General features: G+C 73.5%; 23 protein-coding genes. 6 read left to right on the plus strand and 17 right to left on the minus strand.

The features are described from left to right. Positions 1–125: 125 nt before the first annotated feature. Positions 126–1,553 (minus strand): argininosuccinate lyase, encoded by a 1,428-nt coding sequence (gene argH / locus ACFWU6_RS20165; protein WP_383805256.1) that lies wholly within the window; start codon positions 1,551–1,553, stop codon positions 126–128. 250 nt (positions 1,554–1,803) lie between these two features. Here argH and ACFWU6_RS20170 point away from each other — a divergent pair, with 250 nt between their 5' ends. Genes ACFWU6_RS20170 through ACFWU6_RS20180 form a run of 3 tightly spaced genes read left to right on the plus strand, consistent with a single transcriptional unit; the run spans position 1,804 to position 4,506 of the window. Continuing rightward, positions 1,804–3,225, plus strand: a complete 1,422-nt coding sequence (locus ACFWU6_RS20170; RefSeq protein ID WP_383982273.1) for a HEAT repeat domain-containing protein — start codon at positions 1,804–1,806, stop codon at positions 3,223–3,225. Positions 3,226–3,231: 6 nt separating this feature from the next. Continuing rightward, a complete protein-coding gene (locus tag ACFWU6_RS20175) occupies positions 3,232–3,813 on the plus strand; it encodes a pyridoxamine 5'-phosphate oxidase family protein (RefSeq protein WP_383982275.1) in 582 nt (193 codons plus the stop codon). A 6-nt stretch (positions 3,814–3,819) separates the two neighbouring features. Next, entirely contained in the window at positions 3,820–4,506 is a 687-nt protein-coding gene (locus ACFWU6_RS20180) for a L,D-transpeptidase (protein ID WP_383805328.1), read from the plus strand. 133 nt (positions 4,507–4,639) lie between these two features. On the opposite strand, the gene ACFWU6_RS20185 is transcribed toward ACFWU6_RS20180, so the two are convergent. The 6 genes from ACFWU6_RS20185 to ACFWU6_RS20210 form a co-directional block, all read right to left on the minus strand. Then, a complete protein-coding gene (locus tag ACFWU6_RS20185) occupies positions 4,640–5,176 on the minus strand; it encodes an arginine repressor (protein WP_383805262.1) in 537 nt (178 codons plus the stop codon). A gap of 7 nt (positions 5,177–5,183) precedes the next feature. After that, positions 5,184–6,389, minus strand: a complete 1,206-nt coding sequence (locus tag ACFWU6_RS20190; protein WP_383805264.1) for an acetylornithine transaminase — start codon at positions 6,387–6,389, stop codon at positions 5,184–5,186. Beyond that, positions 6,386–7,324: an acetylglutamate kinase gene (gene argB / locus ACFWU6_RS20195; RefSeq protein WP_383805266.1), complete on the minus strand. Its 939-nt coding sequence runs from the start codon at positions 7,322–7,324 to the stop codon at positions 6,386–6,388. The genes ACFWU6_RS20190 and argB overlap by 4 nt, the downstream gene beginning before the upstream one ends. Next, the gene (gene argJ / locus ACFWU6_RS20200) at positions 7,321–8,493 is read right to left on the minus strand and encodes a bifunctional glutamate N-acetyltransferase/amino-acid acetyltransferase ArgJ (protein ID WP_383982277.1); all 1,173 of its coding nucleotides are present in this window, start codon (positions 8,491–8,493) and stop codon (positions 7,321–7,323) included. The genes argB and argJ overlap by 4 nt, the downstream gene beginning before the upstream one ends. Continuing rightward, positions 8,490–9,518: an N-acetyl-gamma-glutamyl-phosphate reductase gene (gene argC, locus ACFWU6_RS20205; protein ID WP_383805271.1), complete on the minus strand. Its 1,029-nt coding sequence runs from the start codon at positions 9,516–9,518 to the stop codon at positions 8,490–8,492. Before argC ends, argJ begins: the two co-directional genes overlap by 4 nt. A gap of 87 nt (positions 9,519–9,605) precedes the next feature. Then, a complete protein-coding gene (locus tag ACFWU6_RS20210) occupies positions 9,606–11,063 on the minus strand; it encodes a PLP-dependent aminotransferase family protein (RefSeq protein ID WP_383982279.1) in 1,458 nt (485 codons plus the stop codon). Between ACFWU6_RS20210 and ACFWU6_RS20215 the strand changes: the two genes are divergently transcribed. After that, positions 11,062–11,970 carry a DMT family transporter gene (locus ACFWU6_RS20215; RefSeq protein WP_383982281.1) on the plus strand — a complete coding sequence of 303 codons (909 nt, stop codon included), beginning with the start codon at positions 11,062–11,064 and terminating at the stop codon, positions 11,968–11,970. The genes ACFWU6_RS20210 and ACFWU6_RS20215 overlap by 2 nt on opposite strands. 57 nt (positions 11,971–12,027) lie before the next feature. After that, positions 12,028–12,231, plus strand: coding sequence for a DUF1918 domain-containing protein (locus tag ACFWU6_RS20220; protein WP_383805276.1), 204 nt, complete (start codon positions 12,028–12,030; stop codon positions 12,229–12,231). A gap of 27 nt (positions 12,232–12,258) precedes the next feature. Here ACFWU6_RS20220 and ACFWU6_RS20225 read toward each other — a convergent pair whose 3' ends face one another. Then, on the minus strand, positions 12,259–13,590 hold the full coding sequence (locus tag ACFWU6_RS20225) for a glycoside hydrolase family 10 protein (RefSeq protein WP_383982283.1): 1,332 nt from the start codon (positions 13,588–13,590) through the stop codon (positions 12,259–12,261). 154 nt (positions 13,591–13,744) lie between these two features. On the opposite strand from ACFWU6_RS20225, the gene ACFWU6_RS20230 reads away from it, so the two are divergent. Beyond that, positions 13,745–14,647, plus strand: coding sequence for a 3-hydroxybutyryl-CoA dehydrogenase (locus ACFWU6_RS20230; protein ID WP_383805279.1), 903 nt, complete (start codon positions 13,745–13,747; stop codon positions 14,645–14,647). On the opposite strand, the gene ACFWU6_RS20235 is transcribed toward ACFWU6_RS20230, so the two are convergent. The 9 genes from ACFWU6_RS20235 to infC all read right to left on the minus strand — a co-directional run bounded on the left by ACFWU6_RS20235 (position 14,638) and on the right by infC (position 24,605). Continuing rightward, positions 14,638–15,174 carry an NUDIX hydrolase gene (locus ACFWU6_RS20235; RefSeq protein WP_383982285.1) on the minus strand — a complete coding sequence of 179 codons (537 nt, stop codon included), beginning with the start codon at positions 15,172–15,174 and terminating at the stop codon, positions 14,638–14,640. The two genes, ACFWU6_RS20230 and ACFWU6_RS20235, sit on opposite strands and share 10 nt — an antisense overlap. A 54-nt stretch (positions 15,175–15,228) precedes the next feature. Beyond that, the gene (locus ACFWU6_RS20240; RefSeq protein ID WP_383982287.1) at positions 15,229–16,569 is read right to left on the minus strand and encodes a transcriptional regulator; all 1,341 of its coding nucleotides are present in this window, start codon (positions 16,567–16,569) and stop codon (positions 15,229–15,231) included. A gap of 403 nt (positions 16,570–16,972) precedes the next feature. Then, the gene (gene pheT / locus ACFWU6_RS20245) at positions 16,973–19,516 is read right to left on the minus strand and encodes a phenylalanine--tRNA ligase subunit beta (protein ID WP_383805284.1); all 2,544 of its coding nucleotides are present in this window, start codon (positions 19,514–19,516) and stop codon (positions 16,973–16,975) included. Further along, positions 19,516–20,643: a phenylalanine--tRNA ligase subunit alpha gene (gene pheS, locus ACFWU6_RS20250; RefSeq protein ID WP_383982289.1), complete on the minus strand. Its 1,128-nt coding sequence runs from the start codon at positions 20,641–20,643 to the stop codon at positions 19,516–19,518. Before pheS ends, pheT begins: the two co-directional genes overlap by 1 nt. A gap of 150 nt (positions 20,644–20,793) precedes the next feature. After that, positions 20,794–22,035: an ATP-binding protein gene (locus ACFWU6_RS20255; RefSeq protein ID WP_383805288.1), complete on the minus strand. Its 1,242-nt coding sequence runs from the start codon at positions 22,033–22,035 to the stop codon at positions 20,794–20,796. A gap of 55 nt (positions 22,036–22,090) precedes the next feature. After that, positions 22,091–22,951, minus strand: a complete 861-nt coding sequence (locus ACFWU6_RS20260; protein WP_383982291.1) for a TrmH family RNA methyltransferase — start codon at positions 22,949–22,951, stop codon at positions 22,091–22,093. Between the two features lie 131 nt (positions 22,952–23,082). Next, the gene (gene rplT, locus ACFWU6_RS20265; RefSeq protein WP_007263143.1) at positions 23,083–23,469 is read right to left on the minus strand and encodes a 50S ribosomal protein L20; all 387 of its coding nucleotides are present in this window, start codon (positions 23,467–23,469) and stop codon (positions 23,083–23,085) included. A gap of 102 nt (positions 23,470–23,571) precedes the next feature. After that, on the minus strand, positions 23,572–23,766 hold the full coding sequence (rpmI, locus tag ACFWU6_RS20270; protein WP_030387121.1) for a 50S ribosomal protein L35: 195 nt from the start codon (positions 23,764–23,766) through the stop codon (positions 23,572–23,574). Positions 23,767–23,870: 104 nt separating this feature from the next. Then, positions 23,871–24,605 (minus strand): translation initiation factor IF-3, encoded by a 735-nt coding sequence (gene infC, locus ACFWU6_RS20275; RefSeq protein WP_383982293.1) that lies wholly within the window; start codon positions 24,603–24,605, stop codon positions 23,871–23,873. Between the last annotated feature and the right edge of the window lie 162 nt (positions 24,606–24,767).

Here is a 24,767-nt window from a genome sequence, read left to right on the forward strand (position 1 = left end):
TTTTTACCTGCCGGGGGGGGGGGGGGGGGCGGGGTGGGGCGGGGCCCGGGGGCCCGGGGGGGGGGCCCGGGGGGGGGGGGGGGGGCCCCCCGGGGCCCCCCCCCCCCCCACGGGAGCGCGTACGGCTAGTTCTTGTGGGCCGCCCAGGCGTGCTGGATGACCAGGTCGGCCTTGAGCTCGGTCAGCTGGACCGCGACCGCCGACGGGGCGGTGCCGCCGCGGCCGTCGCGGGAGGCCAGGGCCCCCTTGACGTTCAGCACGGTGCGGACCTCCGGGGTCAGGTGCTCCGAGATCTTGGCGAACTGGTCGTCCGTGAGCTGGTCCAGCTCGATGCCCTCGCCCTCGCAGACCTTGACGCACTCGCCGGCCACCTCGTGCGCCACCCGGAAGGGGACGCCCTGCTTGACGAGCCACTCGGCGATGTCGGTGGCGAGCGAGAAGCCGGCCGGGGCCAACTCCTCCATCCGCTCCCGGTTCACCGTGAGGGTGGCCATCATGCCGGTGAAGGCGGGCAGCAGGACCTCGAGGGTGTCGCAGGAGTCGAAGACCGGCTCCTTGTCCTCCTGGAGGTCGCGGTTGTACGCCAGCGGCAGCGCCTTCAGCGTGGCGAGCAGGCCGGTCAGGTTGCCGATGAGGCGGCCCGACTTGCCGCGCGCCAGCTCCGCGATGTCCGGGTTCTTCTTCTGCGGCATGATCGACGACCCGGTCGAGAAGGCGTCGTGCAGGGTCACGAAGGAGAACTCCTTCGTGTTCCAGATGATGATCTCCTCGGCGATCCGGGACAGGTTGATCCCGATCATCGCGGTGATGAAGGCGAACTCGGCGACGAAGTCCCGCGAGGCCGTGCCGTCGATCGAGTTGCCGACCGAGCCGCGCTCGAAGCCCAGGTCGGCGGCGACCGCCTCCGGGTCCAGGCCCAGCGAGGAGCCCGCGAGGGCGCCCGAGCCGTACGGGGAGACGGCGGTCCGGGTGTCCCACTGCCGCAGCCGCTCCGCGTCCCGGGTCAGGGACTGCACGTGGGCCAGCACGTGGTGCGCGAAGAGCACCGGCTGGGCGTGCTGGAGGTGCGTCCGCCCCGGCATGGCCACGTCCGCGTGGCCCTCCGCGAGGCCGACCAGCGCGTCCTGGAGGTCCGCGATCAGGCCGCCGATGATCCGGGCGTGGTCCCGCAGGTACATGCGGAAGAGGGTGGCCACCTGGTCGTTGCGGGACCGGCCCGCGCGCAGCTTGCCGCCGAGGTCGGCGCCGAGGCGCTCCAGCAGGCCCCGCTCCAGGGCGGTGTGCACGTCCTCGTCGGCGATGGTGCCGGTGAAGGAGCCGTCGGCCACGTCGGCTTCGAGCCGGTCCAGGCCCGCGATCATGCGGTCGAGCTCGTCCGCGGTGAGCAGGCCCGCCTTGTGCAGGACGCGTGCGTGGGCCCGGGAGCCCGCGATGTCGTACGGCGCGAGGCGCCAGTCGAAGTGGACCGACGCGGAGAGCTTCGCGAGGGCCTCGGCGGGGCCGTCGGCGAAGCGGCCGCCCCAGAGCCGGACGTCACCGTTGTTGCTGCTCACAGCTACTGCTCCTCAAGGGGGTGGGTGTACGACGGCCTCCCCGCCGCAGAGGATGCGGGGAGGCCGCCTTCGTACTGCGCGACGACTCGGGCGGGGTCGCGACGCGCGGAGACGCGGCCGCTGTAGGCATAATTATGCACTACTCCGTATGTTTCGTCAATCAGCCCTGGCCGCCCCTGACCAGCGGAAATATCGGGGCGCCGGTACGCTCCGACGCCTAGGATCGGCCGGGACACCCTGGGGAGGGGATATGAGCGGCGTGAAACGGCAGGAGGCCGAGCGCGTCCGGGCGGCCGCGGAATCGCTTCTGCGCGGCGGCGCCGACCCGGTCGAACTGCTGCCGGACGCTGCGGAGCCACACGACTGGACCGCCCTCGACCAGGCACTCCGGTCCTCCCCCCACGGCTGGCGCGGGGCCACCGCCGCTTACCGGACCGACCTCGCGCTCTGCCACCCCGACGGCCGCATCCGCGAGCGGGCGCTGTACGCACCGCACCCGCGGCCGGAGTTCGTCGCGATCCGGTGCGCCGACTGGGTCCCGGAGGTGCGGCGGCGGGCACGGCACGTCCTGGCCGGAGCCCTGGCGGCCGATCCCCCGTCGGTGCTGCTCCGGCTGACCCCGCTCGTGCTGCGGCTCGGCCGCCGGGAGCAGGGCGGCTGGGCGCTGGAGCTCTTCGAGACCGAGCTGCGCTCCCGGGCCGGCTCCCCCGCCCTGGCCGCACTGCACGGGAGCCCCGACCTGCCGGTCCGGCGGCTCGCCGCCCGGCTCGCGGTGGAGGCCGGGGGTGCGGACGTACGGGAGCTGGCCCGGCGGGCGGCCTCGGAGCACGATCCGGGGACGAGCCGGACGTGGGCGGACGCGGCCCTGGCCCGGGCCGCCGCCGGCGGGCCCGACGACGAGAGCGTCGACGCCCTGCTCGGCGGGCACAGCCCGATGGTCCGCTCCGCGGGGGTCGTCCTGCTGCTGCGGGCCGGCCGGGGGGCCGAGGCAGGCCGTTTCCTCAGCGACCGCTCCGGGCTCGTCCGGGCCTGCGCCCGCTGGGCGGTGCGCCAGGGCAGCGGGGACCCCTACGCCCTGACCCGTGCACAGGTCACGGACCCCGGCCTCGTCACCGCGGCCGCGGTGACCGGCTTCGCCGAGTGCGCCGGGCGCGGTGACGCCCCGCTGCTGCGCACGCTGCTGGACCACCCCGCGGGCGCCGTACGGGCGGCCGCCGTCGCCGGGCTGGGACTGCTCGACACCCATGACGCGGCCCTGCTGGAACCGCTCCTTGACGACCCCTCGCCCGCCGTCGCCCGCGCGGTCTCGCTGAGCCTGCGCGGCTGCGCCGACCGGCCGCCCGTCGACCGGCTGGTGGAGCGCGTCGGGCCCGGGTGGCCGCCGCACACCCGCCGGGCCGCCTACCGGCTGCTGCGCGCCCGGGGCGGAACGCCCTGGCTGGCAGCCGCCGTCGACCTGCTCGCGGACGGCGACGCACAGCTGCGCCGGACCGCCGCACAGCACCTCCAGAGCCTGTGGTCACCGAGCCGGCCGCCCGACCTGCCGTCCGGGGACCCGGAGGTCGGGGCCCTGCTGGACCGGTGCACGGAAGTCTTCGGCGACTACGTCATCGGACGGATGCGCCGGCACCTCGGACTCCCCCAGCGGGACTCCACGACGAACGGACACTGAACCACCGTGGGAAACCTCTACGAACGCATCGACGGCCGGCTGCGCACCTTCATCGAGGCGCAGCCGGTGTTCTTCACCGCCACCGCCCCGCTCGCGGAGGACGGCCACGTCAACCTCTCCCCCAAGGGGCGCGCCGGGACGCTCGTCGTCATCGACGACCGGACGCTGGCCTATCTGGACTTCGGCGGCAGCGGCGCCGAGACCATCGCCCACGTCCGCGAGAACGGCCGGATCACGCTGATGTGGTGTGCCTTCAGCGGTCCGCCGAAGATCGTGCGCATCCACGGTGAGGGCGAGGCGGTCTTCCGCGACGACCCGCGCTGGGGTGAGCTGATCGCACTGTTCGGCGACGCCGACGGGCCGTCCGCCCGGGCCGTCGTCGTCGTCCGCGCCGGCCGCATAGCCGATGTGTGCGGGTACGCCGTCCCCGTCATGGAGTACCAGGGGGAGCGCACCCTGCACGCGGAGTACTTCGGCCGCAAGACGGACGAGGAGTTCGCCGCGTACTGCGAGAAGAAGGACCACATCGGGACGAGCCTCGACGGCCTGCCTGCGCTGCCGCTGCCCCTTCCGCCCCGTACGGTCTGACATGTGCTGCGTACTGCTCTCGTCACCGGCTCACTGATCGTCACGACCCTGCTCCCGCAGGGCCCTTCGCCCCTGCCCGCCCGGCTCGCCGACACCGGCGGCGGCAGCCAGCTGATCACGGCCGTCGCGCCCGCCCCCGGGTCCACGACCGGTCGGCTGACCTGGTGGGACCGGCGGGCGGGCCGCTGGTACGAGGCCGGGAGCGCGGAGGCCCGCTTCGGGTCCGGCGGGCTCACGGAGGGCGCGAGCCGCGTCCAGGGCACGAACACCACCCCGACGGGTTTGTACGCGCTCCCGTACGCCTTCGGAATCCGGCCCGCGCCGGCCGGGACGGGCTTCGGCTACCGGAGGGTGACGGACGGCTCGTGGTGGTGCCAGGACAACGCCTCCGGCAGCTACAACCGCTGGGTGGAGCCGCTGCCGGCGGACTGCGCGCCGGGCGAGGCGGAGCACCTGGTGACGTACCGGGACCAGTACGCGCACGCGCTGGTCATCGGCTTCAACTACGAGCGGCCCGTGCGCGGCCGCGGCGCGGGGATCTTCCTGCACGTCAACGGCCGCGGCGCGACGGCGGGCTGCGTGTCCGTCCCGCAGCGGGCCATGCGGGCGCTGCTGCGCTGGGCGGACCCCGGCCGGCGGCCGCACATCGCGATCGGCACCGCGTCGGGGGCCTTGGCGGTCACCCGCTACTGAGGCGCCCGCGGGGCCCCCGGGCGCCACGCGCGGCTCCCGGCCCTCACACGCGGCCGCGGCGCCCGCGCGGCCGGGGGCGGTCACGCACCGCCGGGGCGCCCGCGCGGCCCGGGGCCGTCACGCACCGCCGCCGTCAGCTCTCCTTCTGGGCCAGGCGCAGGAGGTGGTCGGCGAGGGCCTGACCGCCCAGCGGGTCCCGGCTGATCAGCATCAGCGTGTCGTCGCCCGCGATCGTGCCGAGGATCTCCTGGAGTTCGGCCTGGTCGATCGCCGAGGCGAGGAACTGCGCGGCCCCGGGCGGGGTGCGCAGGACCACGAGGTTGGCCGAGGCCTCCGCCGAGATCAGCAGCTCCCCGGAGAGGCGCCGCATGCGCTCCTCCTTCGCGGACTCGCCGAGGGGGGCCTGCGGCGTGCGGAAGCCGCCCTCGCTGGGCACCGCGTAGATCAGCTCGCCGTTGGTGTTGCGGATCTTCACGGCCCCGAGCTCGTCGAGGTCGCGGGAGAGGGTCGCCTGGGTGACGCTCAGCCCGTCGTCCGCGAGCAGCTTGGCCAGCTGGCTCTGGGAGCGGACGGGCTGCCGGTTGAGGATGTCCACGATCCGGCGGTGGCGGGCGGTGCGGGTCTGGGGGACGGCCTGGCCGCCGTGCTCGTTGTCCTGCGCCTGGCTCATCGTCGTCTCATTCTCCGGTTCCGTCCCCGTGGGCTGCGTCGAGGATGCCGGGCAGGGCCTGGAGGAACGCGTCCAGCTCCGCCTCGCTCAGTACGTACGGGGGCATCAGCCGTACGACGTCGGGGGCGGGCGCGTTGACCAGGAAGCCGGCGTCCTGAGCCGCCCGCTGCACCTGGGGCGCGAGCGGCTCGGTCAGCACGATACCCAGCAGCAGCCCGGCGCCGCGGACGTGGGAGACCAGCGGATGCCCGGAGGCTTCGATTCCGGAGCGCAGCCGCTCTCCCCGCGCCTTGACCTGGTCGAGGAGCCCCTCGGCGGCGATCGTCTCGATGACGGCGAGGCCGGCGGCGCAGGAGACCGGATTGCCGCCGAAGGTGGTGCCGTGCTGGCCCGGCCGGAGCAGGTCCGCCGCGGGGCCGAAGGCTGCCACGGCGCCGATCGGCAGTCCGCCGCCCAGCCCCTTCGCCAGGGTCACGAGGTCGGGCTCGACGCCCTCGTGGGCCTGGTGTTCGAACCACTGGCCGCAGCGGCCGATGCCGGTCTGGACCTCGTCGAGGACGAGCAGGGTGCCGGTGGCGCGGGTGATCTCGCGGGCGGCCCGAAGGTACCCGGCGGGCGGCACCACCACGCCGTTCTCGCCCTGGACCGGCTCGATGACCACGATCGCGGTCTCCTCGGTGACCGCCGCCCGCAGGGCCTGCGCGTCCCCGTACGGGACGTGCGTGACGTCTCCGGGCAGCGGCAGGAAGGGGTCCTGCTTCGCGGGCTGGCCGGTGAGTGCGAGGGCGCCCATGGTCCGGCCGTGGAAGCCGCCGTCGGTGGCGACCATGTGGGTGCGCCCGGTCAGCCGGCCGATCTTGAAGGCGGCTTCGACGGCCTCGGCGCCGGAGTTGCAGAAGAACACCTTGCCGGGGCGGCCGAAGAGCTGGAGGAGCCGCTCGCCGAGCGCCACGACGGGCTCGGAGACGTAGAGGTTGGAGACGTGGCCCAGGGTGGCCACCTGCCGGGTGACCGCCTCGACGATCGCGGGGTGGGCGTGGCCGAGGGCGTTGACGGCGATGCCGCCGACGAAGTCGGTGTACTGCTTGCCGTCGGCGTCCCAGACCTGCGCGCCGTCGCCCCGTACGAGGGCCAGCGAGGGGGTGCCGTAGTTGTCGGTCAGGGCGGCCTGCCAGCGCGCGCCGTACTCCTGGTTTCCGGTGCTCCCGCTCACTTCGCTCCCCCTTGCGGCTGGTCCGGCACGACCATCGTGCCGATTCCCTCGTCCGTGAAGATCTCCAGCAGGATCGAGTGCTGGACCCGCCCGTCGATGACGCGGGCGGTGGTGACGCCGTTGCGGACGGCGTGCAGGCAGCCCTCCATCTTCGGGACCATGCCGCTGGAGAGCTCGGGCAGGAGCTTCTCCAGCTCGCTGACGGTGAGCCGGCTGATGACCTCGTCGCTGCTGGGCCAGTCGGCGTAGAGGCCCTCGACGTCGGTGAGGACCATCAGGGTCTCGGCACCGAGCGCCGCGGCGAGCGCGGCGGCGGCGGTGTCGGCGTTCACGTTGTACACGTGGTGGTCGTCGGCGCTGCGGGCGATGGAGGAGACGACCGGGATCCGGCCGTCTGCCAGCAGGGCTTCGATGGCGCCGGTGTTGATGGAGACGATCTCGCCGACGCGCCCGATGTCCACGAGCTCGCCGTCGATCTCGGGGCTGTGCTTGGTGGCGGTGATGGTGTGGGCGTCCTCGCCGGTCAGTCCGACGGCGAGCGGCCCGTGCTCGTTGAGCAGCCCGACCAGCTCGCGCTGGACATGGCCCGCCAGGACCATCCGTACGACGTCCATGGCTTCCGGGGTGGTGACCCGCAGGCCCGCCTTGAACTCGCTGATCAGGCCCTGCTTGTCGAGCTGGGCGTTGATCTGGGGACCGCCGCCGTGCACCACGACCGGCTTCAGGCCGGCCTGGCGCAGGAAGACCACGTCCTGGGCGAAGGCGGCCTTGAGGTCCTCGTCGATCATGGCGTTGCCGCCGAACTTGATCACGACGACCTTGCCGTTGTGGCGGGTGAGCCAGGGCAGGGCCTCGATGAGGATCTGCGCCTTCGGCAGCGCGGTGTGCTTGCGGGCCGTTCCGGTGCCGGGCTGCCCGGCCTTCTCGTCGCTCATGAGCTGTAGGCGCTGTTCTCGTGGACGTACTCGGCGGTCAGGTCGTTGGCCCAGATCACGGCGGACGCGCCGCCGGTGGCCAGGTCGGCGGTGATGCGGACCTCGCGGTCCTTCATGCTCACCAGGTCCCGGTCGTCGCCGACCGAGCCGTTCCTGCAGACCCAGACGCCGTTGATGGCGACGTTCAGCCGGTCCGGGTCGAAGGCCGCCTTCGTGGTGCCGATCGCGGAGAGCACCCGGCCCCAGTTCGGGTCCTCGCCGTGGATGGCGCATTTGAGCAGGTTGTTCCGGGCGATGGAGCGGCCCACCTCGACGGCGTCGTCCTCGTCGGCGGCGCCGACGACCTCGATGCGGATGTCCTTGCCGGCGCCCTCGGCGTCGCCGATCAGCTGGCGGGCCAGGTCGTCGCAGACGGCCCGTACGGCCTCGGCGAACTCCTCGCGCTCCGGCACCACGCCGGACGCACCGGAGGCCAGCAGCAGCACCGTGTCGTTGGTGGACATGCAGCCGTCGGAGTCGATCCGGTCGAAGGTCGTGCGGGTGGCGGAGCGCAGCGCCCCGTCGAGGGCGGCGCTGTCCAGGTCGGCGTCGGTGGTGAGGACGACGAGCATGGTGGCCAGGCCGGGGGCGAGCATGCCCGCGCCCTTGGCCATGCCGCCGACGGTCCAGCCGTCCCGGGAGACCGTGGCGGTCTTGTGCACGGTGTCGGTGGTCTTGATGGCGATGGCGGCGGCCTCGCCGCCGTCCGCCGAGAGGGCGGCGGCCGCGGTCCCGATGCCCGGCAGTAGCTTGTCCATGGGGAGCAGGACGCCGATCAGGCCGGTGGAGGCGACGGCGATCTCACCGGCGTTGAACTCCGCGCCGAGGCCCAGGCCGTTCAGGACCTCGGCGGCCTTCTCGGCGGTGGCGTGGGTGTCCTGGAAGCCCTTGGGCCCGGTGCAGGCGTTGGCGCCGCCCGAGTTCAGGACGACCGCGCTGACGGCGGCGCCGCGCAGCACCTGCTCCGACCAGCGCACCGGCGCGGCCTTGACGCGGTTGGAGGTGAACACGCCCGCGGCGGCCAGACGCGGCCCGTGGTTGACCACGAGGGCCAGGTCCGGGTTGCCGTTCGCCTTGATTCCGGCGGCGATGCCCGCCGCCGTGAATCCCTGTGCTGCCGTGACGCTCACGGTGCGACTCCGATCGTGGAAAGGCCGAGCTGCTCGGGGAGCCCGAGGGCGATGTTCATGCTCTGCACCGCGCCGCCGGCGGTGCCCTTGGTCAGGTTGTCGATGGCGCTCACGGCGATGATCCGCTGCGCGGACTCGTCGTGGGCGACCTGGACCTGGACGGCGTTGGATCCCTGGACGGACTTGGTGGCCGGCCACTGCCCCTCGGGGAGCAGCCGTACGAAGGGCTCGTCGGCGTACGCCTTCTCGTACGCGGCGCGCAGCGATGCGGCGGTGGTGCCCGGGAGCGCCTTGGCGGAGCAGGTGGCGAGGATGCCGCGCGCCATGGGGACGAGGGTGGGCGTGAACGAGACGGTGACGCGCTGCCCGGCCACCGGGGAGAGGTTCTGCACCATCTCGGGAGTGTGGCGGTGGCCGCCGCCGACGCCGTACGGGCTCACGGAGCCCATGACCTCGGAGCCGAGCAGGTGGGCCTTGAGAGCCTTGCCCGCGCCGGAGGTGCCGGTGGCGGCGACGATCACGGCCTCGGGCTCGGCGAGCCGGTCCGCGTAGGCGGGGAAGAGCGCGAGCGAGACGGCGGTGGGGAAGCAGCCCGGGACGGCGACGCGCTTGGAGCCGGCCAGGGCGGCGCGGCAGCCGGGGAGTTCGGGAAGGCCGTAGGGCCAGGTCCCCGCGTGCGGGGCGCCGTAGAAGCGGTCCCAGTCGGCGGCGTCGGCGAGCCGGTGGTCGGCGCCCATGTCGATGACGAGGACGTCGTCGCCGAGCTGGGCGGCGACGGCGGCGGACTGGCCGTGCGGAAGCGCGAGGAACACGACATCATGTCCGGCGAGGGTCTCGGCGGTGGTCGCCTCCAGGGTCCGCCCGGCGAGCGGTCCCAGGTGGGGCTGGAGGGAGCCCAGGAGCTGCCCGGCGTTGGAGTTGCCAGTCAGGGCGCCGATCTCCGCCTCGGGGTGCGAGAGCAGCAGGCGCAGGACTTCCCCGCCCGCGTACCCGCTCGCTCCGGCCACCGCTACACGTACTGCCATCGGACCCTCCTCGTCGATGGCATGACTATACGTATCCCCGCACTTTTATGCAAAGAGCTCTCCTGTCGCCCGGAACCCCGGTGTGAGTCAGCGTGGACCCTGCCCCTCGCCGACAACGACGTCCGCGAGGGCCCCGCGCAGCCGCCGGACCGCTTCCACCAGTTCGGCGGGGCCCGCGACCCCCGCGAAGCTCATCCGTACGTACGGGCCGGGCGGTTCCGCGCAGAAGTAGGGGCGTCCGGGTGCGACCGCGACCCCCGCGCGCAGGGCGGCCGCCGCCACGGCGGTGTCGTCGCCCCCCGCGGTGGGCCGCACCCACAACTGGAAGCCGCCCGTGGGCACGTGGGCCGGCTCCAGAGCGGGCAGGTCGCGCCGCAGGGCCCCGGCGAGGACGTCCCGGCGGTGTCTCAGCTCGGCGGCGACGGTCCGCAGGTGGCGCGGCCAGGCGGGGGCGCCGACCAGCTCCAGGGCCGCCTCCTGGAGCGGTCGGGGCACGAAGAAGGTGTCCACCACCTGGATGGCGCGCAGCCGGTCCAGCACCGGGCCGCGCGCGGCCAGGGCGCCCACCCGCAGGCTGGGCGAGGCGGCCTTGGTCAGGGAGCGCACGTGGACCACCACGCCGTCGGCGTCCTCGGCGGCCAGGGTGGCGGGCAGCGGACCGGCGTCCTCGTGCGCCAGCGCCCGGGCGAAGTCGTCCTCGACCACGAAGGCCCCGGCGGCCCGCGCGATGCGCAGCACCTCCGCCCGCCGTTCGGGGGCGAGGACCGCGCCCGTCGGGTTCTGGAAGAGCGGCTGGCACACGAAGACCCGCGCCCCGGTGGCGTCGAAGGCCGCCGCGAGCAGCTCCGGCCGCACGCCTCCGGCGTCCACGGGCACGGGTACGGGCCGGCATCCCGAGGCGCGGGCGACGGCCAGCAGCCCCGGGTAGGTCGGCGACTCCACCAGGATCGGCGCCCCGGGCGGGGCGAGCGCCCGGACCGCGGTGGCCAGTGCGCTCTGCCCGCCCGCGGTGACCAGCACGTCGGCGGCGACGACCGGTCCGCCGATCTCCCGGGCGAACCAGTCGCGCAGCTCGGGCAGCCCCTCGACGGGGGGCCGCATCCAGACCCCGGGCCGCCGCCCGGCCCGCGCGAGCGCCGCCGCCATGGCCCGCTCGGGCTGCAGGGAGGGGTGGAGGTACCCGCCGCTCAACTCGATCACCCCGGGCGGCGGCGTGGCCAGCGACCCCAGGACCCCGGTGGCGTCGACGGACCGGGGGACGACCTCCCCGGCCCCCTCGGCGCTGAGGGCGACCTCCTGCCAGGAGGTGTCACCGGGCGCGGGGGCCGCGGCGCGCGGGCGGGCGCGGAAGGCGCCGGCGCCGGGTCGGGTGACGACCAGGCCCTCGGCGGCCAGCTGCGCCAAGGCCCGGGAGACGGTCACGGGGCTGACCCGGTACCGCTCGATGAGCGCCCGGCTCGACGGCAGCTTTCCACCCACCGAGTAGCGGTTCAGCTCGGACCGCAGGGATTCTGCCAGCTCTGCCACACTGCTACGCTCATACATGACTGCACAGAATAGCGCTATCCTGCCGCCTCCGATAGCGGTCGAGGGTTCCGTCGGCCGCCGGGGCACCCTGCTCGCCTCCCTGGGCGTGGTCGCCTTCTCGCTGACCTTCCCCGCCACCGCGTGGGGGCTGGAGAGCTTCGGCCCCTGGTCCCTCGTCTCCCTGCGCAGCGTCCTGGCGGCCGTCATCGCCGCCGGCTTCCTGCTCGCCCTGCGGGTCCCGCTGCCCGCCCGTGCGCACTGGGCGGGCCTGGCCGTCGTCGCGGCCGGGGTGGTCGTGGGCTTCCCGCTGCTCACCACCCTCGCCCTGCAGACCTCGACCACCTCGCACGCGGCCGTGGTCGTCGGCCTGCTCCCCCTCACCACGGCCGCGCTCTCCGCCCTGCGCACGGGGGTCCGGCCCTCGCGCCGCTTCTGGGCCGCGGCCCTCGCGGGCGCCGCCGTGGTCCTCGCCTTCACCGCGGCGCAGAGCGGCGGCTCCCTGTCGGCCGGCGATGGATACCTGTTCGGCGCGCTGCTGGTGTGCGCCGCCGGGTACACCGAGGGCGGACGCCTGGCCCGGGTGCTGCCCGGCTGGCAGGTGATCGGCTGGGCGCTGGTGCTGTGCCTGCCGCTGAGCCTGGCCGGCTCCGCGGCGGGGCTGGCGTACGAGCCGGTGCACCTCACCGGCCACGGCCTGGCGGGCCTGGTGTGGGCGGCGGCGGGCTCCACCTTCCTCGGCCTGTACGTCTGGTACCGCGGCATGGCTGAGATCGGCGCACCGCGCGCCAGCCAGCTGCAACTCGCCCAGCCGCTCCTGACGCTGGTGTGGTCGGTGGCGCTGCTGGGTGAGCACCTCTCGCCCGCCGCGCCCGCGGCCGCCTGCGCGGTACTCGTCTGCATCGCCGTGACCCAACGGGTCAAATAACCCTAGAACGACCTAGACTTCTAGCACCGGAGGGGACCGGAAGCGAGGAGGCCGGCCATGCACGCGACCGAGGGCGACCAGCTGGTGCAGCACGGCAGGATCGTCGGACAGAACGACAAGGTGGGCGAGATCACCCAGGTTCTGGGGGACAACGGCACCCCGCCGTACCGGGTGCGCTTCCAGGACGGCCACGAAGCGCTGATGGCCCCCGGGCCCGACTGCGTCGTGCGCCACCCCGTACCCGAACCGACCGAGTACTGACTCGGCGCGGAGGCACGGCGTACTGACTCAGCGCGGGGGCACGACCGACCCGTAGTGGTCGGCGACCACCCGGGCCATCGCTCCGTTGGGGTCCGCGGCCACCTGTTTCGCCGAGAACCAGATGTGGCCGCGGACCTCCGGGTACGCCCGCGCGAAGCGCACGTGCCGGGAGAGCTCCGCCGGATCGCGCCACGCGGCGGTGGGACTGTCGGCGTCGCTGCGGTAGAGGCCCTCGCCCACGTAGAGGTCCACGCCCGTGCCGGCGACCGTCCGCGCCCACCAGGGGACCAGGTCGGCGTAGTCGGCGGTCGGGTGCCCGATGTGCCAGTACGCCTGTGGCGCGATGTAGTCGATCCAGCCCTCGGTGACCCACTTGCGGGTGTCCGCGTACAGGTCGTCGTACGTGGCGACGCCCGCCCGCGTCGGCGAGCCGAGCGGGTCCCTGTCCCCGTTGCGCCAGACCGCGAACGGGCTGATGCCGAAGCGTGCCGCCGGCCGGACCGTGCGCAGCCGCTCGGACATCTCGCGGACCAGGGCGTCCGTGTTGTCGCGGCGCCAGTCCGCACGGGAGCCGAAGGAGGCCCCGTACCGCTCGAAGGCCTCGTCGTCGTCGAAGTAATCGCCCTCCACCGGGTACGGGTAGAAGTAGTCGTCCCAGTGCACCCCGTCGACCGGGTAGCGGGACACGGCGTCGAGCACGGCCTCCTGGACGAAGCGCCGCACCTCGGGCAGGCCCGGGTTGTAGTAGAGCTTCCCGCCGTAGGGGACCGTCCAGCCGGGATTGGCCCGGGCCGGGTGCGAGGCCGCCAGGCGGTCGGGGTCCGTGTGGTTCGCCACCCGGTACGGGTTGAACCAGGCGTGCAGCTCCAGCCCGCGCGCGTGCGCCTCGGCCACGGCGGTGCCCAGCGGGTCCCAGCCCGGATCGACCCCCTGCTCCCCGGTCAGCCACTGCGACCAGGGCTCCAGCCGCGAGGGCCACAGCGCGTCGGCCGCCGGCCGGACCTGGAGGACGACCGCGTTGAGCCGCCGCCCGACGGCCGTGTCCAGGAGGGAGAGCAGCTCGGCGCGCTGGGCGCCGGCGGACAGCCCCGACCTGGAGGGCCAGTCCACGTTCGTCACGGAGGCGATCCACATCCCCCGGAACTCGGCGGCGCCCGCCCCGGCCGTCGGACCGGGCGCCCCCGCCGCCGCGAGCGCACCCGGCGCCGCCGCCCCCGCAGTCCCCGCCGGAGCCGCGCCCCCACCCCCGCCCGCGTCCGCCGACGCCGCCGCCACCGCCGGGCCCGCCCGGCCCGCCGTGGCCGCGGCCAGCGCCCCCGCCGCTCCCGCCAGCAGCCTCCGTCGCCCGATGTACGTCATGTGACGGCTCCGTTCCGTTGCGTGACATCCCTCTGCGTGCGCCCAGCATGCCCGCCCCGGCCCGCCACCGGGGTCAAGGTCGGGGGTAACGTCGGGGGGCGTGGCGGGCGCCGGAAAGCAGTTACCACTGTCGGACACGGGGGACCCGCGATGGATGAGCAGCGAAAGGCACGATGTGACGGACCTCTCTACCCTCCCGACCGACATCGCTCGCGTCGGCGTAGTGGGCTGCGGCCAGATGGGCGCGGGCATCGCCGAGGTGTGCGCCCGCAGCGGTCTTGAGGTGAAGGTCGCCGAGACCACCGGCGAGGCCCTGGAGATCGGGCGCACCCGGCTGCACAACTCGCTGATGAAGGCCGCCGAACGCGGCAAGATCAGCGAGGAGGAGCGGGACGCCACCCTGGCCCGCCTCACCTTCACCACCGACCTCGGCGAGTTCGCCGACCGCGACCTCGTCATCGAGGCCGTCGTGGAGAACGAGCAGGTCAAGACGGAGATCTTCCAGGTCCTCGACCAGGTGGTCACCCGCCCGGACGCGATCCTGGCCTCCAACACCTCCTCGATCCCGCTGGTCAAGCTGGCCGTCGCGACCTCGCGGCCCGACCAGGTCATCGGCATCCACTTCTTCAACCCGGCCCCGGTGCAGCAGCTCGTCGAGCTGATCCCGGCGCTGACCACGGGCGACGAGACGGTCAAGCGGGCCGAGGCCCTGGTGCGGGACGTGCTGGGCAAGCACGCGATCCGCGCCCAGGACCGTTCCGGCTTCGTGGTCAACGCGCTCCTCATCCCGTACCTGCTGTCCGCGATCCGGATGTTCGAGTCGGGCATCGCGAGCCGCGAGGACATCGACAACGGCATGGAGCTGGGCTGCGCCCACCCCATGGGCCCGCTGAAGCTCGCGGACCTGATCGGCCTGGACACCGTGGCCTCGGTGGCGGACTCCATGTACAGCGAGTTCAAGGAGCCGCTGTACGCCGCTCCCCCGCTCCTCCAGCGGATGGTCGACGCGGGCCGCCTGGGCCGCAAGACGGGCGCGGGCTTCTACCCCTACGCCTGACCCCGCCGCAGGTGGTGCAGGAGGAGCAGCCCGGCCGCCGTGTTGGCGGCCGGGACCTCCCCGCGCGCGATCATGTCCGGTACCCGTTCCAGCGGGACCCACTCCCTGCGTGAGGACTCGAAGTCGTCCTCGGGATGCCCGGTGTAGGTGGCCCCGTCCGCCCAGAAGAGGTGGTGGCGGGCGTCGGTCAGCCCGTTGGACGGCTCGACGGTCATCAGGGGGCGGAGCGGGCCGGGCCGCCAGCCGGACTCCTCCTCCATCTCCCGGGCGGCCGCCGTCTCGACGCTCTCCCCGTCCTCGACGACCCCGGCCGGCAGCTCCCAGCCCCAGCTGTCGGTGATGAAGCGGTGCCGCCACAGCAGCAGCACCTCGTCGGCCCCGTTGACGGCCGTGGCGACGGCGACCGGGCGCAGCCGGATCACGAAGTGGTCCAGGTGCCGGCCGTCGGGGAGTTCCACATCGGCGAGGTTCACGTCGAACCAACGGTTCTTGTACACGGTCTGCTCACTCAGGTTCATCCACTGCACGGTTGTGCCACCTTCCGATCGAGTAGGTGGCAACATGGCAGCAGAACAGCGCCGTTACAGGGGCACCCGCAGCGCCCCGTCGATGAGCAGCGCGGTCTCCTGCGCGCCCGAGCAGCCGCTCGTCAGCAGCTGTTCGCGGACCGCCCGCAAGCGGTCGCGCAGCCGCAGCGACTCCATCCCCCTGGCCCGCTCGGCCATCTCCGCGGCGGCCGCCACGGCCCGGTCCGCCTCCCCCTGCCGCAACTGGATCTCGCACAGCATCGCCAGCCGGTGCACCCGGCCGCGGTCGTGCGCCGGGGTGCGCACGGCGGCGGTCGCCTGCTCGTGCGCGCCGTCCAGGTCCCCCAGGCCGAGCAGCGCCTCGGCGACCTGGACGTTGACCAGTCCGGGCTGGACGTAGCCGGTCTCGTCCGGTTCCGTGCCGGGACGGATCCGCTCGGCGGCGGTCTCCGCCCGCCGGATGCACTCCAGCGCCGCCCGGTCGTCGCCGAGCCGGGCGTAGGCCTTGGCCTGCATGGCGTACAGGTCGGCGGCCAGCGCCGAGGTGGTGTGCCGGCCCGCCGCGCGCAGCGCGGCCTCGGCGAAGGCGACGGCCTGGCGGTACTCCCGCAGGTGCAGGCACTGGTTGACGATCAGCGCGATGACGTACGCCCCGAGCCCCCGGTCCCCGCTGGCCTTGGCGAGGCGCAGGGCCTGGTGGAAGTAGCGCTGCGCGAGGCCGTGGGCGTCCGAGTCGTACGCGCAGATGCCGGCCACCGCCACGAGGGAGCCGGTGGCGCGGTGCAGCCGGCGGCCGACGCCGTCGCAGTAGCCGCCGCGCAGCATCGGCGCGGTCTCGGTGCCGAGGAAGCGGACGATGCGGTCCCGGGTCGCCACCCCGCCGGTCCGCCGGTACATGAGCTCGTAGTGCGCGCGGGCGGCCCGCAGGATCTCGATGTGCTCGGGCCCGATCCGCTGCGGTCCCTCGCGGGAGACGTCCGCGTCCTCGGGCGGGTTCTCCCACTCCCAGACCGGGATCACGGCCGGGGTCCCGGTGAGGGCGTCGGCGGCGAGCAGCCGGGGGCGGGCCTGCCCGTCGGCACGCCACAGGGCGGCGGCCCGGTCGACGAACCCGCTGAGGGGGGAACCGGGCGCGGACGCGGGCCGGTCCGGCAGGCCGAGGCCGATGTCGTCCAGCCCGAGCGGCCGCCGCAACCGGCCGCCGAGGACCTCGCAGATCAGGTCCGGGACCTGGCCGCGCGGGCGCTGGCCCTTCAACCACCGGGTGACGGCGGTGTGTTCGTAGCGCAGGGCGAGCCCGCGGGTGCGTCCTGCCTGGTTCACGTACGCGGCGAGTCCGGCGTGGGACATGCCCGCCTCGGCGAGGAGGGCGTCGAGCAGGACATTGGGCTGCATGGGCCGCTCCAAGGGCTCTTCGGCCCCAGGCTAGTGGGTGCGCGCTTCACACGGGGTGTGAACCGGATACGCGCATAAATGCGATCCGCACCCTCCCGCGGGGGCCCCTCGGGGCGCTTCACTTAAGGGCCTCGTCAAGAGGCAGCCCGGGTCGTCGGCTCCCCCTCGTACAGTGCGACGACCCGTCACCGCGCCGCCCGTCTGCTGTCTGCCCGACACTCCATGGCAGGCGGGCGGCGCCGTCCGGCTCCGCCGGTGCGGGTTGGTCGCCCGCCCCGCCCGGAGCCGGACCTCTCGCCGCGCCCGCCCCGGGGATTCCGCCCCCCGGCACCCACGCCGCCGGGAACGGGAAAGGGGCGCACCCGGGAATCCCGGGTACGCCCCTCGAGCCGGCTGACAGGCGCTACGCGCCCCGGAGCACCGCCCCGGTCCGCTCGCCGGCCACGGCCACCGCCGCGTCGCGCGCGGCCGTGGACTCCTCGGCGGTCAGCGTGCGGTCGGCCGCGCGGAAGCGCAGCGCGTACGCCAGGGACTTCTTGCCCGCGCCGACCTGCTCACCCGTGAACACGTCGAACAGCCGCAGGGACTCCAGCAGTTCGCCCGCGCCCTTGCGCAGCGCGTCCTCCACGGAGGAGGCCGGGACGGACTCGTCCACGATCAGCGCGACGTCCTGGGTCGCCACCGGGAAGGTGGAGATCCGCGGCGCCCGCGGGGCCTCGCCGCCGGCCGCCGCGAGGCGGTCCAGGTCGAGCTCCATGGCGCTGGTGCGGGCCGGCAGGCCCATGGCCTTGACCACGCGCGGGTGCAGCTCGCCGGCGTGGCCGATGACCTGCTCGACGCCGTCGACGGTGACGACCAGCTCGGCGCAGCGACCCGGGTGCCAGGGGCCGTACTGCCCCTGGCGGACGACGAGTTCGGCGCCGGCCTCGACGGCCAGCGAGCGGGCGGCCTCGACCGCGTCCGCCCAGTCGGCCGGGCGGCCCCGGCCCCACCAGCCGGCCTGTTCGCGCGCACCGGCCAGCACGACCGCGGCGTACCGCGGCTGCGCGGGCAGCGCCGCGTCCAGGGTGGCGATCTCCTCGTCGGTGGGACGCCGGTCGACGGGCAGCCGTACGGCGACACCCGGCCGGTCGGCGGCGAGGAAGACCGAACCGGTCTCGAAGAGCGCGAGGTCGTGGCTGCCCCGGCTGTCGTTGCGGCGCAGCGCCCCGAGCAGGCCCGGCAGCAGCGTGGTGCGCAGCGCCGGCTCCTCGTCGGAGATCGGGTTGACCAGCCTGACCACCTGGCGGGCGGCGTCGTGGGCCGGGAGCTGGAGCTGGTCGAAGACCTGCTCGCCGATGAACGGGTAGCTCAGAGCCTCGACGTAGCCCGCGCCGGCCAGCGCGCGGCCGACCCGGCGGTGCAGCTGCTGCCGGGCGGTCAGCCCGCGGCCGGAGGGCACCTGCGGGAGGGTGGACGGGAGGTTCCCGTACCCCTCCAGCCGGATGACCTCTTCCGCGAGGTCGTTGGGCGCGGCGAGGTCGGGCCGCCACGAGGGGACGGTGACGACGAGCTCGTCCTGGCCGTAGACGTCGCAGCCGACCTCCTGGAGACGGCGCACGACGGTCTCGCGACCGTAGTCCATGCCCGCGACGCGGTCCGGGTGGTCCGCGCTCATCGCGATGGTGCGCGGGGCGCCCGGGGCGAGGAACTCGGTGACGCCCGCCTCGGCGGTGCCCCCGGCCAGCAGCACCAGCAGGTCGACGGTCCGCTGCGCGGCCGCGGCGGCGGCCAGCGGGTCGACCCCCCGCTCGAAGCGCTTGGAGGCCTCCGAGGAGAGCTTCAGCCGACGGGCGGTGCGCGAGACCGACACGGAGTCGAAGTGCGCGGCCTCGATGACGACGTCCGTGGTGCCCGTCGCCTGGCCGGTCGCCCCGGAAGGATCGAACGGCGTGGTGACGGCGTCGGCGATCTCGGTGTTGGCGCCGCCCATGACACCGGCGAGCCCGATCGGCCCGCTGTTGTCCGTGATCACCAGGTCCTCGGCGTCGAGGGTGCGCTTGACGCCGTCCAGGGTGGTGAGCTGCTCGCCCTGCTCCGCGCGGCGGACGCCGATGGCGCCGTCGACGCGCGAGCGGTCGTAGGCGTGCAGCGGCTGGCCGAGTTCGAGCATCACGTAGTTGGTGATGTCGACGGCGAGCGAGATCGGGCGCATGCCCGCCTTCTGCAGGCGGCGGGTGAGCCAGATCGGGGAGCGCGCGTCGGGGTCGAGGCCGGTCACGGTGCGGGCGGTGAAGCGGTCGCAGCCGGCCGGGTCGTCGACCTTGACCGGGTAGCCGTACGAGTTCGGCGCGGGGACGTCGAGCAGTGCCGGGTCGCGCAGCGGCAGGCCGTAGGCGGTCGCCGCCTCGCGGGCGACGCCGCGCATCGACATGCAGTAGCCGCGGTCCGGCGTGATGTCGATGTCGAGGACCTCGTCGACGAGCTGGAGCAGCTCGATCGCGTCGGTGCCGACCTCGTGCTCGGGCGGCAGCACGATGATGCCGTGCGTGCCGTCGTCACCCATGCCCAGCTCGTCGCCGGAGCAGATCATGCCGTGCGAGGTGCGGCCGTACGTCTTGCGCGAGGCGATCGCGAAGTCGCCGGGCAGCACCGCGCCGGGCAGGACCACGACGACCTTGTCGCCGACGGCGAAGTTCCGGGCGCCGCAGACGATCTCCTGGGGCTCGCCGGTGCCGTTGGCGGCGCCGACGTCGACCGTGCAGAAGCGGATCGGCTTGCGGAAGCCCTCGAGCTCCTCGATGGTCAGCACCTTGCCGACGACGAGGGGGCCCTTGAGCCCGCCGCCGAGCTGCTCGACGGTCTCGACCTCCAGGCCGGCGTCGACGAGCTTGGCCGCGACGTCGCGACCGGTTTCACCCGCGGGGAGGTCGACGTACTCCCGCAGCCAGGAAAGCGGGACCCGCATCAGATCTCCATCCCGAACGGCCGGGTGAAACGGATGTCACCCTCGACCATGTCTCGCATGTCTTCGACGTTGTGGCGGAACATCAGCATCCGCTCGATCCCGAACCCGAAGGCGAACCCGCTGTACTTCTCGGGGTCCACGCCGCAGGCGACGAGCACCTTGGGGTTGACCATGCCGCAGCCGCCGAGCTCGATCCAACCTTCGCTGGAGCAGGTGCGGCACGGACGGTCGGGGTTGCCCACCGACGCGCCGCGGCACACGTAGCACTGCATGTCCATCTCGGCGGACGGCTCGGTGAACGGGAAGAAGTGCGGGCGCAGGCGCGTGGTCGTGCCCTCCCCGAACAGCTCCTGGACCATGTGGTCCATGGTCCCCTTGAGGTCGGCCATGGTCAGGCCCTCGTCCACGGCGAGCAGCTCGACCTGGTGGAAGACCGGGGTGTGCGTCGCGTCGAGCTCGTCGGTGCGGTACACCCGCCCCGGACAGACGATGTAGACGGGGGGCTTGCGCTCCAGCAGCGAGCGCGCCTGCACCGGGGAGGTGTGGGTGCGCAGCACGACGCCGGACTCGTCACCCTCCGTGCCGTCGGGCCCCTGCACGAAGAACGTGTCCTGCATCTGGCGCGCGGGGTGGTCGGGGGTGAAGTTGAGGGCGTCGAAGTTGAACCACTCCGCCTCGACCTCGGGCCCTTCGGCGACCTCGTACCCCATGGCCGTGAAGATGTCCGCGATGCGGTCCATCAGCGTGGTCAGGGGGTGCCGGGCGCCGGCGGGCACCCGGTCGTGGGGCAGTGTGACGTCCACCGCCTCCTCGACGAGGACCCGCTCGTCGCGCTCCGCCTCCAGCTCGACCGTGCGGGCCCCGAAGGCCTTGTTCACGGCGCCGCGGGCCTGGCCCACGCGCTTGCCCGCCTCGGCCTTGGCCTGCGGGGGCAGGGCGCCGATCTCGCGGTTGGCGAGCGCCAGGGGCGAGCGGTCGCCCATGTGCGCGGTCTTCGCCTCCCGCAGCGTGTCGAGGTCGCCGGCGGACGCGAAGGCGGCGAGCGCCTCGTCCCGCATGCGCTCGATCTCTTCCGGTTTCAGTGCCTCGACCTCGACAGGGTCGTACGACTTGTTCGGTGCCGACATCTCTTCCCGTACTTCCGATGGCTGGCTGGTGGTCCCCGACGACTCGATCGACCTGGATCGGACAAGGACACAAAGGTGCCAAAGGACGAGTCTAAAGGTCGCTGGGGGTGGAGGGAGCCCGTGGGCCGCCCGGCGAGACGCTCCGCAGTGCTACTGCGTGAGGTAGGCCGGGGCGCTCACGGGCAGGATAAATCGGAACTCGGCTCCGCCGCCGGGGCCGCGGCCGACCGTGATGGTGCCGCCGTGCGCCTCCACGATGCCCTTGACGATGTACAGGCCCAGGCCGGTGCCGCCGCGCTTGCTCCCCCGCCAGAAGCGGGTGAAGACGCGGCCCATCGACTCCTCCGGAATCCCGGGGCCTTCGTCGGTCACGGTGACGGCGGTTCCCTTCTCGTGCGGCGCTACGTCGATGGTGACCGTTCCCTCACCGTGGCGCACCGCATTTTCGAGCAGGTTGCCGAGGATCTGGTCGATCTTGTCCGGGTCGGCCCACAGGTCGGGGAGCGGGCGGCTGACGCTGACGAGGAACCGCTCGGGGGCCTGTCCGTTCGCGATGAGCGCCTGGACGTGCCGGCCGACGGCCGTGGCGAGGTCGACCGGCTGGCGGCGCACCTCGAGGCGGCCGGAGTCGATGCGGGAGATGTCGAGGAGCTCGGCGATCAGGCGGGTGATGCGGTTGGCGTCGGCGTCGACGGTCTCCAGCATCAGGCGCTTCTGGTCGTCGGTGAAGCGCTCCCACTTGGCGAGCAGGGTGGCGGTGAAGCCCTTGACGGAGGTGAGGGGGGAGCGCAGCTCGTGCGCGACCGTGGCGATCAGCTCGGCGTGGCTGCGCTCGGTGCGCCGCCGGGCCTCGGTGCCGCGCAGGGTGACGACGAGGCGGCGCAGCGGGCCGGTGGGGTGGGTGCGCACGTAGCGGGCGGAGACCAGCACCTCGCGGCCGCCGGGCAGCAGCAGGTTCCGCTCGGGCTGGCCGCGCCGGGTGGCCAGGCCCCCGTAGGGGTCGGTCAGCGCCCACCAGCGGCGGCCTTCGAGGTCTTCCAGCGGCAGTGCCCGGTCGATGCGGGTGCCGAGGGCCCGAGCGGGGTCGGTCGCCGTCATCCGGGCCGCGGCGCGGTTGAAGCAGATGACGTGTCCGGAGGCGTCGGCGACGACGAGCCCGTCGGGCAGGTCGTCGGGGTCGATGCCGAAGTCCGGCCCCTCGCCCGCCCCCGGGCCGGGGGTCCCGGCCGCGGAACCGGCCCCGGTCCCCGCGTCCGGGCCGGCGCCCTGGGCGGGGATGCCCGGTACGGTCTCGGCGCCGGAGCGGCCCGGCCGGGCGGGGCCCGACGGGGCAGCCGCCTGCGGCCGGGCCGCCGCGCCGGCCCCCGGTGAGCTGTTCGTACCGACGGTCATGTCCCCGTACCCCACATCTCCGAGTAGCGCAGTGGGCCCCCGGGCCGCCACATTACTAGCTGGGGGTCACGGAGCGGCACCCTCCGGACGCCCGCTGTGCACGGGCGGAGGCGTAGAGGCACACGGCGGCGGCCGTCGCGAGGTTCAGGCTCTCCGCCTTGCCGTGGATCGGCACCCGCACGACCGCGTCCGCGAGGGCGCGGGTCTCCTCCGGCAGGCCCCAGGCCTCGTTGCCGAAGATCCAGGCCGAGGGGGTGCCCATGGTGCCCGCGTCCAGCTCGGCGTCGAGGTCGTCCTCGCCGGCGCCGTCGGCGGCGAGGATCCGCACGCCGGCCGCCCGGAGTCCCTGGACGGCCTGCTCCACCGGGACGCCGACGGCGACCGGCAGGTGGAAGAGGGAACCGACCGAGGCCCGTACCGACTTGGGGTTGTAGAGGTCAACCGAGGCGTCGGTCAGCACCACCGCGTCCGCTCCGGCGGCGTCCGCGCAGCGCAGCACGGTGCCCGCGTTGCCGGGGTCGCGGACGTGCGCGAGGACGGCGACGAGCCGGGGCCGGGCCGCGAGGATCTCCTCGAAGGGCGAGTCCAGGAAGTGGCAGACGCCGACGAGCCCCTGCGGGGTGATGGTCTGCGAGACCTCGGCCAGCACCTCGTCGCCGGCGTAGTGGACGCGGGCGCCCGCGGCCAGCGCCGCGTCGATGATCTCGGAGTAGCGCTCGGCGGCCTCGACCGTCGCGAACAGCTCGATCAGCGTGGTCCCGCCCGTGCTGCCCCGGTGCTCGACGGCCTCGCGGACCGCCTGCGGGCCCTCGGCGATGAACCGGCGCTCCTTGGTGCGGAAGTTGCGCCGGGCCAGTCGCCTGGCGGCGGCCACCCGCGGGGAACGGGGGGAGATCAGCTCGGCGGGGGTGCCCATGGTGTCTGCGGTTCTCTCTCGGGTCCGGAGCGGTGCGGTGCGTGCGGCGTACAGGGGAAAGCACACGGACCCGCAGGCGAATCGCCTGCGGGTCCGTGGGGGCCGGCCGCGCGGAGCGGGCCGGCTAGCCCTTAGGCGGCGGCCTTGGGGGCGTTGACGTCCGCCGGGAGCGCCTTCTGCGCGACCTCGACGAGCGCGGCGAAGGCGTTGGCGTCGTTGACGGCCAGCTCCGCGAGGATCTTGCGGTCCACCTCGATGTTGGCGGCCTTCAGACCCTGGATGAGGCGGTTGTACGTCATGCCGTTCTGGCGGGCAGCGGCGTTGATGCGCTGGATCCACAGCTGACGGAAGTCGCCCTTGCGCTTCTTGCGGTCGTTGAAGTTGTAGACCAGCGAGTGGGTGACCTGCTCCTTGGCCTTGCGGTACAGGCGCGAACGCTGACCGCGGTAGCCGGAGGCCGCCTCGAGGATCGCCCGGCGCTTCTTGTGGGCGTTTACTGCCCGCTTGACGCGTGCCACTTTTTAACTCCTTGTAGCGGGGCCGCGGGTGTCTTCACACGGCCCGAATTCGATGGGGTCCCGGTCCTGACGTTCCGCTCCCGTCGGGGGGAGCGGGGAACGTCACTTGCCGAGAAGCTTCTTGATCTTCGCGGCGTCGCCGGGGGCCATCTCCGCGGTGCCGGTCAGGCGGCGGGTGACACGGGACGACTTGTGCTCGAGCAGGTGGCGCTTGCCGGCGCGCTCACGGAGCACCTTGCCGGAGCCGGTGATCTTGAAACGCTTCTTGGAACCGCTGTGCGTCTTGTTCTTCGGCATAGCGCCGTTGTCTCCTCGTCGGTGGCGCCCCCACCGGTCCACTGCGGGACCGGCTCCGGGGAGCGTCATGTTGTGTCGGTGATCCGAGGCGGGATGCCCCGGAATCAGGCCTCGGTCTTCGGCTCCTCGGCGGGCGCCTCGTCGGCGACGGCCTCGGTGGCCTCGGTGGAGGCGACTGCCTCGTCAGTGGCGGCCTCGGCCGGAGTCTCCTCGGAAGGAGCCTCGTCCTCGGAGTGGGCCGCACCCTGACGCTCGGCCTTGCGGGCGGCCTGCGCCTCGCGGGCTTCGGCCATCGCCTCGGTCTTCTTCTTGTGCGGACCGAGAACCATGATCATGTTTCGGCCGTCCTGCTTCGGGTTCGACTCGATGAACCCGAGGTCCTCGACGTCGGCCGCGAGGCGCTGCAGCAGTCGGAAGCCGAGTTCCGGCCTGGACTGCTCGCGACCACGGAACATGATCGTGATCTTGACCTTGTCGCCCTGCTTGAGGAACCGAACGACGTGACCCTTCTTGGTGTCATAGTCGTGCGGGTCGATCTTCGGCCGGAGCTTCATTTCCTTGATGACCGTGTGCGCCTGGTTCTTGCGCGCCTCACGGGCCTTCATGGCCGACTCGTACTTGAACTTGCCGTAGTCCATGAGCTTGCAGACCGGCGGGCGTGCGGACGCCGCGACCTCGACCAGGTCGAGGTCGTACTCCTGCGCGAGCTCAAGCGCCTTCGCAAGCGGCACGATGCCGACCTGCTCGCCGCTGGGACCGACAAGCCGTACCTCGGGAACGCGAATCCGGTCGTTGATGCGGGGCTCGGTGCTGATGGATCCTCCTCGGTAGCACCACACGGCTGCCTGGCAGACAGCCGCTGACGTGTATTTCCGTCAGACCGACCGCGGCGGGAGAATGAAAAAAGCCCCGCCGGGCACAGGCGGGGGCTCCAAAACAACCGGAGCACCGCCGCGTGCGAACCGCGGGGCGCAACATCGGGCGGCTTTCCATCGTCCGTA

It is taken from the genome of Streptomyces sp. NPDC058674, from assembly GCF_042716505.1.
Taxonomy (GTDB): Bacteria; Actinomycetota; Actinomycetes; order Streptomycetales; family Streptomycetaceae; genus Streptomyces.

Excerpts from the sequence above, each read along its gene's own strand:
- ACFWU6_RS20170 (WP_383982273.1), top strand. The coding sequence starts at position 1,804 with ATGAGCGGCGTGAAACGGCAGGAGGCCGAGCGCGTCCGGGCGGCCGCG.
- ACFWU6_RS20185 (WP_383805262.1), bottom strand. The coding sequence starts at position 5,176 with ATGAGCCAGGCGCAGGACAACGAGCACGGCGGCCAGGCCGTCCCCCAG.
- argB (WP_383805266.1), bottom strand. The coding sequence starts at position 7,324 with ATGAGCGACGAGAAGGCCGGGCAGCCCGGCACCGGAACGGCCCGCAAG.
- argC (WP_383805271.1), bottom strand. The coding sequence starts at position 9,518 with ATGGCAGTACGTGTAGCGGTGGCCGGAGCGAGCGGGTACGCGGGCGGG.
- ACFWU6_RS20215 (WP_383982281.1), top strand. The coding sequence starts at position 11,062 with ATGACTGCACAGAATAGCGCTATCCTGCCGCCTCCGATAGCGGTCGAG.
- ACFWU6_RS20210 (WP_383982279.1), bottom strand. The coding sequence starts at position 11,063 with ATGTATGAGCGTAGCAGTGTGGCAGAGCTGGCAGAATCCCTGCGGTCC.
- ACFWU6_RS20220 (WP_383805276.1), top strand. The coding sequence starts at position 12,028 with ATGCACGCGACCGAGGGCGACCAGCTGGTGCAGCACGGCAGGATCGTC.
- ACFWU6_RS20225 (WP_383982283.1), bottom strand. The coding sequence starts at position 13,590 with ATGACGTACATCGGGCGACGGAGGCTGCTGGCGGGAGCGGCGGGGGCG.
- ACFWU6_RS20230 (WP_383805279.1), top strand. The coding sequence starts at position 13,745 with ATGAGCAGCGAAAGGCACGATGTGACGGACCTCTCTACCCTCCCGACC.
- ACFWU6_RS20240 (WP_383982287.1), bottom strand. The coding sequence starts at position 16,569 with ATGCAGCCCAATGTCCTGCTCGACGCCCTCCTCGCCGAGGCGGGCATG.
- pheT (WP_383805284.1), bottom strand. The coding sequence starts at position 19,516 with ATGCGGGTCCCGCTTTCCTGGCTGCGGGAGTACGTCGACCTCCCCGCG.
- pheS (WP_383982289.1), bottom strand. The coding sequence starts at position 20,643 with ATGTCGGCACCGAACAAGTCGTACGACCCTGTCGAGGTCGAGGCACTG.
- ACFWU6_RS20255 (WP_383805288.1), bottom strand. The coding sequence starts at position 22,035 with ATGACCGTCGGTACGAACAGCTCACCGGGGGCCGGCGCGGCGGCCCGG.
- ACFWU6_RS20260 (WP_383982291.1), bottom strand. The coding sequence starts at position 22,951 with ATGGGCACCCCCGCCGAGCTGATCTCCCCCCGTTCCCCGCGGGTGGCC.
- rpmI (WP_030387121.1), bottom strand. The coding sequence starts at position 23,766 with ATGCCGAAGAACAAGACGCACAGCGGTTCCAAGAAGCGTTTCAAGATC.